Source organism: Thermomicrobiales bacterium (assembly GCA_041390825.1).
In the GTDB taxonomy this organism is placed as follows: domain Bacteria; phylum Chloroflexota; class Chloroflexia; order Thermomicrobiales; family UBA6265; genus JAMLHN01.
On the sequence record JAWKPF010000011.1, the window covers coordinates 140081 to 153857 of the forward strand.

Annotated in this window: 12 protein-coding genes; 5 read left to right on the forward strand and 7 right to left on the reverse strand. The window is 62.7% G+C overall.

Annotated features, from left to right (window positions below; translation table 11 throughout):
- Positions 1-40: 40 nt before the first annotated feature.
- Positions 41-1621 carry a hypothetical protein gene (locus R2855_07540; protein ID MEZ4530872.1) on the forward strand — a complete coding sequence of 527 codons (1581 nt, stop codon included), beginning with the start codon at positions 41-43 and terminating at the stop codon, positions 1619-1621.
- 66 nt (positions 1622-1687) lie between these two features.
- Positions 1688-1972, forward strand: a complete 285-nt coding sequence (locus R2855_07545) for a hypothetical protein (GenBank protein MEZ4530873.1) — start codon at positions 1688-1690, stop codon at positions 1970-1972.
- 6 nt (positions 1973-1978) lie between these two features.
- Here the strand turns inward: R2855_07545 and R2855_07550 are convergent, their stop codons facing one another.
- Positions 1979-2776 carry a GNAT family N-acetyltransferase gene (locus tag R2855_07550; protein MEZ4530874.1) on the reverse strand — a complete coding sequence of 266 codons (798 nt, stop codon included), beginning with the start codon at positions 2774-2776 and terminating at the stop codon, positions 1979-1981.
- Between the two features lie 235 nt (positions 2777-3011).
- Positions 3012-5048, reverse strand: coding sequence for a hypothetical protein (locus R2855_07555; GenBank protein MEZ4530875.1), 2037 nt, complete (start codon positions 5046-5048; stop codon positions 3012-3014).
- 295 nt (positions 5049-5343) lie between these two features.
- Here R2855_07555 and R2855_07560 point away from each other — a divergent pair, with 295 nt between their 5' ends.
- Positions 5344-6696, forward strand: coding sequence for an aminotransferase class I/II-fold pyridoxal phosphate-dependent enzyme (locus R2855_07560; protein MEZ4530876.1), 1353 nt, complete (start codon positions 5344-5346; stop codon positions 6694-6696).
- A 30-nt stretch (positions 6697-6726) separates the two neighbouring features.
- On the opposite strand, the gene R2855_07565 is transcribed toward R2855_07560, so the two are convergent.
- Positions 6727-7251, reverse strand: a complete 525-nt coding sequence (locus R2855_07565; GenBank protein MEZ4530877.1) for a GNAT family N-acetyltransferase — start codon at positions 7249-7251, stop codon at positions 6727-6729.
- Between the two features lie 224 nt (positions 7252-7475).
- On the opposite strand from R2855_07565, the gene R2855_07570 reads away from it, so the two are divergent.
- Positions 7476-8231 carry an SDR family oxidoreductase gene (locus R2855_07570; GenBank protein ID MEZ4530878.1) on the forward strand — a complete coding sequence of 252 codons (756 nt, stop codon included), beginning with the start codon at positions 7476-7478 and terminating at the stop codon, positions 8229-8231.
- Positions 8232-8411: 180 nt separating this feature from the next.
- On the opposite strand, the gene R2855_07575 is transcribed toward R2855_07570, so the two are convergent.
- The 4 genes from R2855_07575 to R2855_07590 all read right to left on the reverse strand — a co-directional run bounded on the left by R2855_07575 (position 8412) and on the right by R2855_07590 (position 11527).
- Positions 8412-9005: a sigma-70 family RNA polymerase sigma factor gene (locus R2855_07575; GenBank protein ID MEZ4530879.1), complete on the reverse strand. Its 594-nt coding sequence runs from the start codon at positions 9003-9005 to the stop codon at positions 8412-8414.
- A gap of 185 nt (positions 9006-9190) precedes the next feature.
- On the reverse strand, positions 9191-10420 hold the full coding sequence (locus R2855_07580) for a nuclear transport factor 2 family protein (protein MEZ4530880.1): 1230 nt from the start codon (positions 10418-10420) through the stop codon (positions 9191-9193).
- A 106-nt stretch (positions 10421-10526) separates the two neighbouring features.
- Positions 10527-10718, reverse strand: coding sequence for a hypothetical protein (locus tag R2855_07585; GenBank protein MEZ4530881.1), 192 nt, complete (start codon positions 10716-10718; stop codon positions 10527-10529).
- A complete protein-coding gene (locus R2855_07590; GenBank protein MEZ4530882.1) occupies positions 10715-11527 on the reverse strand; it encodes a hypothetical protein in 813 nt (270 codons plus the stop codon). Before R2855_07590 ends, R2855_07585 begins: the two co-directional genes overlap by 4 nt.
- 249 nt (positions 11528-11776) lie before the next feature.
- On the opposite strand from R2855_07590, the gene R2855_07595 reads away from it, so the two are divergent.
- Positions 11777-13777 (forward strand): hypothetical protein (locus R2855_07595; GenBank protein MEZ4530883.1); only part of this gene is annotated, 2001 nt, incomplete at its 3' end.

Sequence of the window (13777 nt, forward strand, 5' to 3'; positions counted from 1 at the left end):
TCCCCGTCCCGGTCTGTCGTTTCCGTCTGGAGGTCGCGCTATGCCTCGATCCGGCCGCCGTTTGCCGTTCGTTCTGACCCTGATCGTCTCCCTCATCGTTGCGTTGCCGGGAATTCTGCTCCCGCATGGCGCGTCCGCACAAGCGGGCGTGACGTACTACTACCGACAAATCACCAACATCGATTCGAGTGTCACGGGCTCGGTGGGCCTGCCGGTCTTGAGCGCCGACGGGCAGGTGGCTGTCTTCACCGATTCGCCAGGTTCGCAGGATCCGGCTACTCCAAATCGGGTGTATCGCATTGGAGCCGACGGGAGCGGCTTGGCGGAGGTCGATTCCTTCACGCCGAAGTGCTTTTGCGGTACGTGGGTCGATCTCAGCGCTGACGGCTCGACGATCGTCTCGACCGATTCTGTCCAGATCCGGACGACCACTGGCGGAAGCGGCGTGCCGATCCTGGAAGTCAGCAGCAACGAGATTTCGTCGCCCCGGCTGACCGCCGCTGGAGACCGCGTGGCCTTCATCATTGGCCGTGATGTGACGGTTGTCGCCACAGGTGAGGCGCTGGTGCGCGGCATCTATGTGATGAACATCGACGGCTCGGGGCTACGTCTCGTCGCAGGGCCGGATCAACTGGCGCCCCTCACGGGCACAACTGCCGATCAGATCGGCATGTTGCGCTTGCAAGCACAGGGACTCGATATCTCGGACGACGGCAGCCGAGTCGTCTTCGGCGCATATGTCGCGGGTCTGCAAACGGTCTTCTCCGCCACTATCGACGGAAGTGGGCTGGTGCAACTCCGAGAGCCAGCCGCGTTTGTCCAACGGGTGGCGATCAGCGGAGACGGAGCGACGGCCGCCATGGATGTGCTGCTGACCGAGACGCAGGTCAGTGAACTGTCGGTCGTGCCGGCAGCAGGGCGAACCGCAACGGTTCTCGCCACGGGTCTGCCGACCAACCAGTCAGATCCAATCCAGTTGACCCAGGATGGAACGCAGCTGTTGGTCGCTCCCAACGGCCTCCTGATCGAAACCGCGACCGGGGCCACGACATTGCTGGCGGCCCCCATCGAAGGCGTGGGCGGAGCGCACGAGGCGGTGATACCCGACGGCTTGCCGCGCGCGACCATGGATGCCGCAGCGTCGATCGTCCTGTATGCGATGCGCACGGTGAAATGCGCTGATTGCGTGAATCTCTCGGAGCAACTGGCCGTTCTGACCTTCGCCACGCCACCGCCGAATGCGCCCGTGATCGAGAACGTGACCATCGATCCAACCTCGGTCGTGCTTGGCGACAACGAGGACACCTTTGCCATCTCTGCCGACGTGACCGTAACGGCCGGTGAGCTGATGGGCGTGGGGTTCAGCGGAATCCTGCCCAACGGAGCCGTGGACACGAATTTCGGCTCGACCACGCTCTTGTTCGACGATGCCACGCTCGGCGATCCGACTGCCGGAGATGGGACCTACACCCAGACCGGTATCGTCTATGTCGTGCGCGCAGCGGCCGATCCCGGTCCTCGCCTGATCCGGGTCGCCGCCGAAGTCGAAAGCGCCGATGGCTATCGCACCGCCACAGCGGTCGACGCCGGCGTGCTGGAGGTCACCGCCGCGGGCGCGTAGGAGATTGGCACATCTCAAAACAACATTGGTCCGTCGTTGGCAAGCGCCGCACAAGGGGGATTCATCATGGCAGTCGTTGTGGACATGCGATTTCCGGGTTCGAAGATCGCGGTTTATGATGCGGTCATGGCCGAAACCGATCTGGTTGGCGCAAGCGCCGATCAGGTTCCCGGGCTGATTGCGCACTACGCCTTCGAGCAAGACGGATCGCTGCGCGTGATCGACATTTGGGAGACCGCCGAGCAGTGGCAGGCGTTTTCGGCTGGAACGATCGTTCCGGCGGCCACGCGTGCCGGCCTCACGATCGATCCAGACGTTACGATTTCGGAGTTGCACGCGACGATTCGCTGAACGTGGCTACGACGATTCGCGCGGAACGTAGATCCAGTCCTGCGCGAGCGTGCGGTAACCAAGTTGCTCATAGAGTGGCAACCCCATTTCCGTCGCGGTGAGGACCACCCGGGTTGCCCCCGCACGCGCCAGGCCGCTGTGCAGCGACTCCATGATGGCGCGGCCGAGCCCTCTGCGGCGAAATCCGGGAAAGGCGTTGACATCGGTGAGCAATGCTTCGCCGTCGACGATCATGGCGCGGCCATACGCGGCGGCTTCGCCGTCGATTTCGATGAACCGTTGCACCAATCCTGGAGCGGTGTTGTGCGCCGCGCGGATGGGCTGATAGCCGTTGGCAGTTCGGCCGCTGTTCCAGGATTCGGCCAGCTTCTCGATCTGCCTGTCGGTGAGCGTTGCGACGACGCGCGGATCATCCGGACGATCGGCGTCCGCGGAGGTGATGGGCCGGTCCATCAGAACCTCGACGTCATCGCAATGAAAGCCGGCGCGCTGATAGACGGGATCGTCCTGCTCCGGGTCGGAACCGATCACATCGATGACGAGGTCGGGACCGGCTCCGGCGGCGCGAATGGCCTCGAGCACGGCCTCGGGATTGCCCTGTAGCACATAGAACTCATCGGTCGTGCGATACCACTTGCGCCGGTTGGGAAAGTGCTGCCAGATGCCAGGCGGGAATGGGCGGGTCTCGACCGGCTGGACGATCGAAAGCAGCGCCGCGAAGTTCTCGGCATAGATGCGAGCAGCGCCATCGTAGGCCGTGAGATATGGGCGATCAGTACTGGTGGAGGGCAGCGTGCGATTCATGCACGAGATTATGCCCGGTTGCGCGTCGAGCGATGAGGATTGCGCCGGGCCCCGGGGAGGAGTGGGAAGCGGTGGGGCCCGGCGCGCCCTGAAGGTGGAGCGTGGATCTCGCACATGCAGGTGCACAAGATACGAAGCGGACATGATTCCGGATCACGCTCGACGTGTGGCAATCGATTGGCTTGTCGTTCACTGGGGGACGCGCGGGCGCGCCCCTCAGTCTCGATGCGCCTGGTTATCGACCCCAGACCGAATCCAGGTCGCTGCCTGGGAGCTTGCGCGCCTTTTCGGGATGGAGCTCTGCCGTACGCATGCTCGGCTCGACGATCGGCTCGCGCTTGAGCCGGCGATAGACCATCGTCAGTCCGATATACGCCAGCGGCAGCAGGAGCCCATAGAGGAAGCTGCTGACCATGTTCGCAAACTGAACGCGGCTGCCGCCAAGGATCAGAATCATCACGCCGATCAACGGACCGGGCACGAGCGCCAGGATGAGGAAGCCGATGGTGGACCCCAGAGTTCGAACCCATTGCCCCCTGGTGACGGCCCAGCTTTGGCGAAGTCCCTTCCATCCCGGGCGCCCTTCGTCCAGCACGATGGCTTGCGGATAGAAGAGCCAGCGGACCGCGACGTAGATCGCAACCGGGATGAGGACGAACGAGAACGCCGCGAGGCCCAACGCGACGACGTAAATGATGAGCGCCACCATCATGGCCGGGAAGTAACGAAGCCCGTGCCGCAGGCTCCGCCAAACGCCGGGTTTGATTCCCTGGCGAATCTCCTTCATGGCAAAGATGACCGCAGGCACGATGACCAGCGTCATGGCGGCTTGTTGCGCCCCGCCGACGATTGCAGCCAGGGCGAGGTCGCCTGTTGCCGACTGATTGAGCCAATCGAGCATCCATTCGATCGGCGGGAGCTTTCGCAGCAGGTACGAAAACGCATTGAAGGCGATGCCGACAGGCACGGCCATCATGCCAATGCCGAGGAACGTGCGAATTTCGTTGCCGTAGATGTCGAGGGCTTCCATAAAGTAACCCCAGACCCGATAGATGGACAGGCCAATCAACCCGAGGATGGCAAGCAGAATCGCGCCGGTCAACCAGGGATAGGAGCCGATGTAGATGGTGGCTTTCGAACCCCACTTGGAGAGGCTGCAAAAGAGATCGGTGGCGTTGAGGCCGCCGGCTTTACTGTCGGGAACCTTGAGGGTCGAGTAGCGCCAGGTGGAGAACGATTCGGTGGGATCGTTCCATTTGCTGCCGTGGTTGAGCCCGAACGGGCCATTGAAAACGGACATCTCGCGTTCGCCCCAGCGGCCCTCGAAAAGCGCCCAGGCGAACGGCCCGTTGGGATCGATGAAATCGGGAATGACAACTGCGTTCAGCGGGGTGGCATTGTGCGGAGCGGTGGTCACGTCACACCCGAAGGCGGTGCCGTTCTCCCCCCAGCCAATGAAGGTATGCGCGCCGTAGTAGGTTGCATGGGAACCAGCAGACGGATAGACGACGAGATTCGTCCCATCCATCTGGAGCTTTTCGTCGCCCCATTTGGCAAGCTCACCGCCCCCATGCTGGGCGTATCCAACCTCGATCGGATCCATCGTCAACGCTTCCTCGACCGAGGTTGTGTTGAACGTGAGCTGGATCATCTCCCAGTCGGATTCGTGGGTATCGTTCCAATCGTTGAAGTAGTAATAGAACCAGTATTCGACATAGAGGCGGCGCGCGGCTTCGTCGACGATGAAGCGGACGTAGGTGGATGGCTCGAGCCCAAGTTCGGCAACCTTGGCTTTGAAGTACGTCTCGAACTCACACCCGGGATTGCGCGGGTCGCCCGGGAAATCCAGATACGTGTTCTCGCCAGCATTGACAAGATCCTGGGGGGTGATCCCCTGGGCGATGATCACATCGTTGTCGGCATCACCGTCTCCCTTGGCCTTGAGCGCGATGTCGGGATTGTCGAAGAGGAAATCGACGGTGACTGGAAAGTAGCCCTCACCGGCCTTGTCGCAATTGCTGGCCTGGGCTTTCAGCATGGCGATCGGCGCATACCGGTTGGCCAGCTCTTGTTGCGCGGCGGTGACGTCGCCGGTAGACGTTTGCGCGCTGGTCGATGGCGATCCTGTTGTCGAACTGGGTCCCGCACCAGGGACCGGCGTAGCGTCCTGCGCGGCAGTTCCTTGCGGGGCAACTCCACCGAGGATAACAACAAGAAGCAGGGTGGCTGCCAGAAGAGGAATGACGTGCCGCATTCCACGAACCCATCTCATCGTGCATTCCCCTGAATCAGTATCGAACGGTGAGACTCAATCGAATCCAGCATAGCTGTCGTCATTGGGCATTGCATCAACCGAATGGCGAATTCGTATCGCTGTCTCGCCATTCTTCCGGTGGGGAACGACTGTCGTCGACGCTTCACGCACTCGAGAACGTGCCGCGATTCCACTAAACGAACCACTGCTGGAATCCTCTTACGCCCAGGTGGGCCAGGCGTACTACCATCTGACGCAATATCTTCACTTCATGATTCGCGGGACCCGCCGCAGGGCCCGCCTGGGGGCATGCATGCACGAGCTCGACGGCGAGTTGGAGCAATTGGCGCGGACGATATTCGAACAGGTGCTCGAGCGGCAACGGATGAACCCGATGCCACTGGGCGGTATTGGCAACGTCGATGTCCTGCAGGCGGAGCTCGCCGATTCGATCACACCGGACGGCCTCGGACTCGACGAGGCGATGCGGCGTTGGAGCGAGACGGTGATCCCGAATCTGATCGCCGTCGATCATCCCCGGTACCTGGCGTTCATTCCGCACGCGCCAACGCAAGCGTCGGTCTTCATCGATCTCTTCGTCAGCGCCGCCTCGATCTACGCGGGAAGCTGGATGGAGGGATCCGGCGCGGTCTTCGCGGAGAATCAGGCGCTCGATTGGATCGCCGGTTTGGCCGGCTATCCATCCGGGGCGGGCGGCACGTTCGTTTCCGGTGGAACGCTCGGCAACCTGGCGGCGCTGCATACAGCGCGTGAAACCGCGCGCGATCGGCGCGGTTCCGACCAGCCAGCACGCTGGCAGGTGGCGATCTCCAGCGAATCGCACTCGTCGAATGTGCAAGCCCTACGTGTGCTCGACATGGATCCGGTACGGGTGCCGGTCGATCGTTCGTTTCGTTTGACGGCCAGCGCACTGCGACAGGTGCTGGACGAGCAACAACCGGACGGGCTTTGCGCCGTGGTGGCCTCGGCGGGATCGACCAATGCCGGCGCGATCGACGATCTGGTCGGCATTGCCGAGATCTGTGAGGAACTGGGCATCTGGTTGCATATCGATGGCGCCTATGGCCTGGCCGCGCTTGCCTCGCCGGCGAAGCGGGATGCCTTCGCTGGAGTCGAACGAAGCGACAGTCTCATCGTCGATCCACACAAATGGCTGTTCGGGCCATATGACAGTTGCGCGTTGCTCTATCGCGATCCGCGGCTGGCGCGGCGAGCGCATTCGCAATCGGCCGACTACCTGGATGTCATCAACGAGCGCAACGACTGGAATCCCTCCGATTACGCCGTTCAGCTCAGCCGGCGGGCCCGCGGGGTTCCGATGTGGTTCTCCCTGATGGCGCATGGAAGCGATGCCTATGGAAAGGCGGTGGACAAGGTGCTTGCGCTCACCGCGCAGACCGTGGCCGAGATTCGGCAGCGCCCGGAGCTGGAACTCTTGCTCGAGCCAGACCTGAGCGTTCTGCTCTTCCGCCGGGTGGGCTGGAACGATGCGGACTATCTGGCATGGTCGAACGCGTTGATCGCCTCGGGTACCGCGTTCGTGGTGCCCACCCGGGTGAATGGGAAATCGGTGGCGCGCATGGTGCTCATGAACCCGCGAACCACTCTGGACGACGTGCGGCTGGTGCTGGATCCGATGCGGTAGACCGAGCTGACGGAACGGATCGGATGGGCGTTACCGCGGCGCGCCGGTCGATGGACGAGCGATCTCGAAGTACTCGAGTTCGGCGCCGTAGGCATGGCGACGACCAAGATGGGTCATGCCAGCCTTCGACATCACGCGCAGTGAAGCCGCGTTCTCGGGATAGGCCAACCCAACGAGACGCGATCGATCGAGATGCGCGAACCCATAGTCGATCAGACCGATGGTCAACTCGGTCGCGTATCCGTTGCCCCAGCGATCTTTGCGGAAGTGATAGAAGACTTCGACCGCGTCGATCTCATCGAGTTCCGCCAACCCTCCACCGCCGATTAGCGCGCCAGTTTGTTTCTCCACCACCGCCCAGTTGCCGAGGCCGTCGACGGCGCTCCATCGCTCGCTGCGAACACGCAAACGCTCGCGGGTGAAGTCGACATTGGGATGCGGTTCACCCGTGTCCCCCACAAAACGCATGACATCTGGGTCCCCAAAGATGGCGAACGCGGCCTCGGCGTCGGCCTCGCTCCAGGGGCGCACGATCAGTCGGTCGGTTTCGAACACAGTCGTCATGCAGCGAGTATGGCGCGGTGGCGGCCGGATGTCATCTGCACGCGGCTCGCAGCACGCGGCACGCAGCACGCAGCACGCAGCACGCAGCACGCAGCACGCAGCACGCAGCACGCAGCACGCAGCACGCAGAAAGAGGCTACATTGGTTCGAACTACGCGAATCGTGCATTGGGGGGATTAGGGACATGAGATTGGTTTCTGCCTGCTGCGTGCCGCATGCTGCCTGCTAGGGGCGCGCTCATCGTCACCGGCGGCGGCCGGGGAATCGGGGCGGCGATCTGCCGGGCGGCAGCGCGTGACGGTTGGCCGGTGGTGGTGAACTACGGCAAGAGCCGGGAAGCGGCGGAACGAGTGGCCGCGGATATCGCCGCGTCGGGAGGCACGGCCGTTGCCATCGGCGCGGATGTGGCCGACGAAACCGCGGTGGTGGCGATGTTCGATGAGGCCGATGCGCTGTTCGGCCGGGTCGCCGGAGTGGTGAACAACGCCGGGATCACGGGAGGATTCAGCCACGCAGGCGATATCGAGATCGACCGGGTGCGGCGGATGCTCGATGTGAACGTTGTCGGCACGATGCTCTGCTGCCGGGAAGCGGTGCGGCGCATGTCGACCGCACGCGGCGGAACTGGCGGTGTCATCGTAAACATCTCGTCTTTGGTCGCCAGGACTGGAGGCGCGCATGAATGGGTCCACTACGCCGCGTCGAAAGGCGCCATCAACTCCTTCACGATCGGGCTGGCGCGCGAGGTCGCCACCGAGGGTATCCGGGTGAACGCGGTGGCTCCCGGGCTCGTCGAGTCGGACCTGCACGGTGACAACGGAGATCCGGAACGTCCGGCGCGGATGGCGCCGTCGATCCCAATGCAGCGCTCGGGAGAGCCTGAGGAGATTGCCGAAGGCGTCGTTTGGTTGCTGTCTCCGGCCGCGTCGTATGTGACGGGGACGATTCTCGAGATCGGCGGGGGTCGGTAGCGAACGGGCGATCTCCAGGCGCAGAGAGGCCCTCCGCTTGGATCGCTGCGAATGACGGTCATGCCATTGGGTATCCGCAGCTGGTCCGCATCGTCGCTGCTCTCTGGTCGCATTCGGCGCCCGCCGCAAGATCCGCCCCGAAGCGACTGAATGAGGCCTCGGACAAGTGCGCTTCCGTCATCAGAGACTCTCAACGTCCCCCATGCGGGTGCGCAGCGACGCCAGCCCGCGGCAGAACGACGCACGCACGGCCACCTCCGATTTCCCGAGAATGGCGGCGGTTTCACCGTAGGTCAGGCCGGCGAATCGCAGCTGGCAGCAACGCCGCTGATCGGGTGTCAGGCTCAGGAGAAGCACAGAGACCTGGTTGCGGTCATCGGCAAGGATCGCCAACTCCTCAGGAGTCCGGCCCGTATCCAATACCCAGCTCACGTCAGTCAGGGGACGTTCGGAGCGGCGTCTTCGCTGCCGGTGGCGATCGATGATCTCGTTGTGGGCAATCCGAAAGAGCCAGCCGCGAAACGAATCATCCGCGTCCTGGAATCTGTCCAGCGCGGCAAGCGCGTTGGTGAACGTTTGCTGTGTTGCGTCAGCGGCATCCTCCCGGTCGCCGAGAGAACGGACGCAATAGCGCAGCACATCATCTCGATATCGCTCATAGAGGGGCGCAAATGACCGAACGTCCTGCTTGGCCAAAGCAACGAGGTACGCATCGCTTTCATTTGTACGCGCGTTTCCGCTCGAAGGACCCGAGCTCCGCTGTAATGCATGCATCTCGCAAGGTACTCCCCGGAGCGTATCGGTTGCCGAAGCGCAGCATGTGGAAAGGCACGAACGTCAGCTTTTGCATTCCGGCACGCCAGGCTTTCCGAATTCGCTCGCCATGACTCGATCGACAAGCGGCAATGAACGGCCGGCGGGAGCAATCCCGCGATGGTTCTTTCGGTGTGAATTCGCCCTCATCCGGGTGTGCGTATGGCCCGAGTGAGCGAGATGATCCAGAGCGCTGCCGGTTCTCCCGCCGCCACGCGATAGGACATGAGGGTTCCTTCGGTGACCGAGACTCCTTCGCCGGGCAGCAGGCGCAGCAGATCGCCAGGGGCTGCCATCGTCTGCTCGTCTAGCCTGGATACCGCAACCTGCTTGTCGTGCGTCTCGACTTCGAGACTGCCTTCGACAACGATGAGATACTCGAACCCACTGACCGAATGGACCGCCAGCAGTTCGTTCGGCGCTGCCGCGACGCGCACAAGGGAAAGGTTGTAGGGACGATCCGGATCGGTTCCCATCGGAAGCAACCCGGACGCCAGCAATGACCCACTCTCACTGTTGGGATCGCCGAAGGGACTCTGGTCATCGTGGAGTGTGGTGACCGGAGATTGATGGTGAATCCTGACGACAATGATGGAAGCGGCCTGAGTCCCAGTGTTCCAGACGTGGAAGGCTTCACCTTCCGGCAAGATCACCACGCTCTGGTTTTGGAGGTCGATACGCGTGCCCCGCTGGAGTGCGATTGGGCTACCGGGGTCGCTGGTGAGCAGTTGCGCGAAATGGGGGGAGCGCTTCGGTTCGATTTCCAGGGCGATCTCTCCTGAGCTTGCGATCAGCAACGCCGGTGAGAAATGCCGCCGGGCTTCCGAATCTCCGGGCATGATCATCAGTGTTTCCACCGCGCATTCCACAAACCAACCGGCCATGTGGCGCAGATCCAGCGAGGCGAACAATTCATATCGAGGCGGCAAGGTCTCGCTTGCCCAGCGCTCGGCGATCTTTCCGTTCACTATTCGCAGCTGCTCATAGCCGGGAGCAGATGCCGGGCGATCGGACACGACGCCACCGGTGTTGGTTGCAGTCCCGGCACTCGTCGTCAGCGAAACCGCCACGAGGTCGTCGCGCGGCACCATGCGTGCCACCTCGATACGCATGTCCGGATATGTGGCACGCATGGCCCCAAAGTAACGGAGCAGACTGGCGGCGTCTTGTTGCGGGTCGACCGCTGAGTGATCCACAAAGCCGGGATCGAGCATGTTCAGCAGCTTCGCCGAATCTCCGAACTCCAGATAATGATCGATCGCCTCGTAGAACATCCCCGCGGCGTTCTCGTTGGAGCGTTCGCGGGCGGAAGAGCTCGGCTGCACGACGAGAGCCGGAGCAAGCAGTTGGCCAACGACGAATCCTGTGACGAACACGAGAGCAACCGCGACGATAGTGGACGGAGATATCCGCGCCCGTGCGGATCGGGCCGGGGGCTCGGTCCGCAGGACCCATCTGCGCGAAGCTGGTGCGCAACCTTGGCTAGACATGTGGCCTGGAGATCGAAGAAAAACCACGCGACAGCAGGTCGTTGAGGGCGTCGAATCCGATGAGCGCGAGGGCGATCATGAAGACGATCAGCGTCAGGAATCCAACGAATCGCGCGACGACCGCGAGATCGCGCACCCAGAGTCGCCGGACACCATCACGTGCCAACTGCGTTTCTCCAGTCATTGGGCTACCGCTCCTCTCGTGTCGATACCCGCATCGATCAGCACCTGATCGATCTCCGCGAGCACTTTTTCCATAGGGACACGTGCTGCCGCGACGGCAGCGGCCATTCTGTCGGGGTCGTATCCAGCGAACTGCTGATCCGGGGTTTCGCCCGCGAGCACCCTATCGAACGCCGGCTCGATCTGGTAGACCAACGCGTCGAACGGCGCAAAGGCAGCAATCAACCGAGCGTGCAGATCCGCGAAGGGCGGCGTCGGCTTCAGTTGCTCGACCCCGTCATAGAACATCGACCAGGTCAGCAGCAGGGAGAAAAGGTGGCCGCCCAGGCGGGGATCGTTGGCATCGGCATCGGCCAGGAACTGGTCGTAGTACACGAGCGACAGCGCGATGCTATCGCGATAGCGCCGGAGCTCGGCGAGATAGGCGAGATCGGCCGCAGACAGATCGGAGTCCGCTGCGGCATTCGGCGCCGCTTCCGAAGTTGGCGAAAGGGTCTCGTCGTTGTCTGTTGTGATCAGTGGCAGCTCCCGCGTTCTGGCGGCTCCCATATCCGTGCGCGCGGCCGTTCCGCTTGGTGCAGCAACGATCACGCTTCGATCGATAAGCTTCACGCGGACGTTTCGAGAGGCCTCCGTAATGGAGCCGGAGAGCGTCTGGATGTCGACGTTCACGCTTTCCTCGAACGTCGCCGAAACGGCCGGAGCGACGCTCGCGGCGGTGGCAAGAACAATCGCAGCCGCGAGGATCGCTTGCCGGGACTTGCGCGGTCGCTGCCGCGCGGTTCGAATGGAAGGTTCCTCCATCTTCATGGTGTGTGTTTCCTCCTCGACTAAGAAGCCGACGCGACCCGTGAAGTTCAATGACCGATCGGTCGTTGTCGCGCACATCCATGCTGGCGTCGCGATCGTTGGCGAACATCCTGAATTCGCCGGATTTCAACGATCCGGGACAGGCGATGAGGCATCGCGTTTTCGTCTAGCATCGAAGGAGTAGAATCGGAGCAACATCACAACCTAGCGCAGCGAGAGCCGAGCCGCCTCCGAAAGGCCAGACCGCCCATGACGGTCAGCGCGCTCCAGAAGCACAATCCATTTCCGATCCCGCCAACAGCGCTGATCGGCCGCGAGCGCGAGGTTGCCGAGATTCGCGCATTGCTCCAACAAAGCGGTGTCCGGCTGGTGACCCTAACCGGACCAGGGGGGATCGGAAAGACCCGTATTGCGTTCGAGGTGGGGCAACAGCTCTTCGAACCCTACGGCGGACAGGTTCGCATCGTGCAGCTCGATTCGCTTGCCGATCCGGAGTTGCTGCTTGCTCGCATCTCGAGCTCGCTCGACATTCCGGAGCGCGCCCACGAATCGCCGAGAGCCGCCCTGGTCGAAGCGCTCTCGAATGCGCCATGGCTGCTTGTTCTGGACAATTTCGAACGGTTGGGAGCGGCCGCCCCAGACATCGCTTGGCTGCTGGGGAGTGTGGACGGACTGTCGTTGTTGGTCACGAGTCGCGTCCGGCTACACATACAGGGCGAGGTCGAATTCGTAACCCCACCGCTGCCGCTGCCAGACCCGCGAGAGCCGTTCGAACGAAATCCGGCGGTTTCGCTCTTCATGCAGCGTGCGCGCGCCGTCGCTCCCGGACTTTCGTTCGACGACTCCAACGGACCGGCGATTGCGGCTATCTGCCAGCAACTCGACGGCATTCCACTGGCCATCGAGCTTGCCGCGGCCCGGTCCAAGGTGCTGCCACCTGAGGCGATATTGGCCCGGCTCGACCGTCGGCTGCCGCTGCTCACTGGAGGTCCGCGCGATCTGCCGAACCGGCTGCGCACGATGCGCAACGCAATTGACTGGAGCTATGAGTTGCTCGCTCCCGTCGAACAGGCTTTTTTCCGGCGCCTTTGTGTCTTTGTGGGGTCGTTTTCCTTGCTCGAAGCGACTGCCGTCGGGATCGACCGGGACGCGATGAGCAGCCGCGACGATGCAGAGATCCTGGCGATCGACATGCTTGGCGCGCTCGTCGACAACAGCCTGATCCGTCAACAAGAGCTCGTCGGCGAACCGCGCTTCACGGTGCTGGAGACTATTCGAGAATTCGGCATCGAGGAGCTGGAAAACCAGGGTGAGTTGGCCACCACGTGCGACCACCATGCGGACTATTTCATCGAATTGGCCGAGGCCGCATTCCTGCAGCTGCGCGGCGCCGACCGGTTGCCATGGCTGGCTCGGCTCAGTGAGGCACATGACAACCTGGGCTCCGCGCTTGCGTGGCTCTGCGAAACGGCAGACGGTCCACGCGCGGTGCAACTGGCAGGCGCGCTTTGGCGATTCTGGTGGTGGCGGTCATATCCCGTCGAAGGACGGCGGTTCCTCGAACAAGCGCTTGTGCTACCGGGAGCAGCGACCCGCGGAGCGCAGTATGCCCGCGCGCTCACCGGTTGCGGCGCTCTGGCCGAAACGATGGGGGATTACTCCGTTGCTGCGAGCTATCACGAAACCGCGCTCGAGGTCTGGACCTCGCTGGACGATCAGGAGGAGTTGGCGCACGCGCTGCTCTTTCGCTGGCTGGTGGCGCTCAATGTCGACGACGAAGATCGGATGGCCACCCTTGCGTTGGAAAGCCTGCGACTCTTTCGCGAGATCGACGATCCGTGGGGGGTGGCGACCTCCCAACTGGAGCTCGGGGTGGTCGCCATGTTGCGCGGCGAGCACGCGGAAGGAGAACAGGTTCTGCTGCGAGCAATCGACGGCTTCATTGCCCTCTCCGATCCCTGGGGTGCCGCGATGTCAGACGGGGTACTCGGGAATATCAAGACCGCGCAGGGCGACTATGCGACAGCGGTGACCTATCTCGAACGCAGTTTGCGCAACCTGCTTGCCCTCGACGATCAGTGGGGGGTGGCAACAGTGCTGCTTTCTATCGCGCGCACGGCGGCCGCGCAACGAAACTACGAGCTCGTCGCGCAGATCTCTGGTTCGATCCAGAGCCTCCACGCAAGCATGGGCGCATCGGTCAAGGTGCCGTTCCGGGAACGGTTTCGACGCAATCTGGAGGAGGCGGAA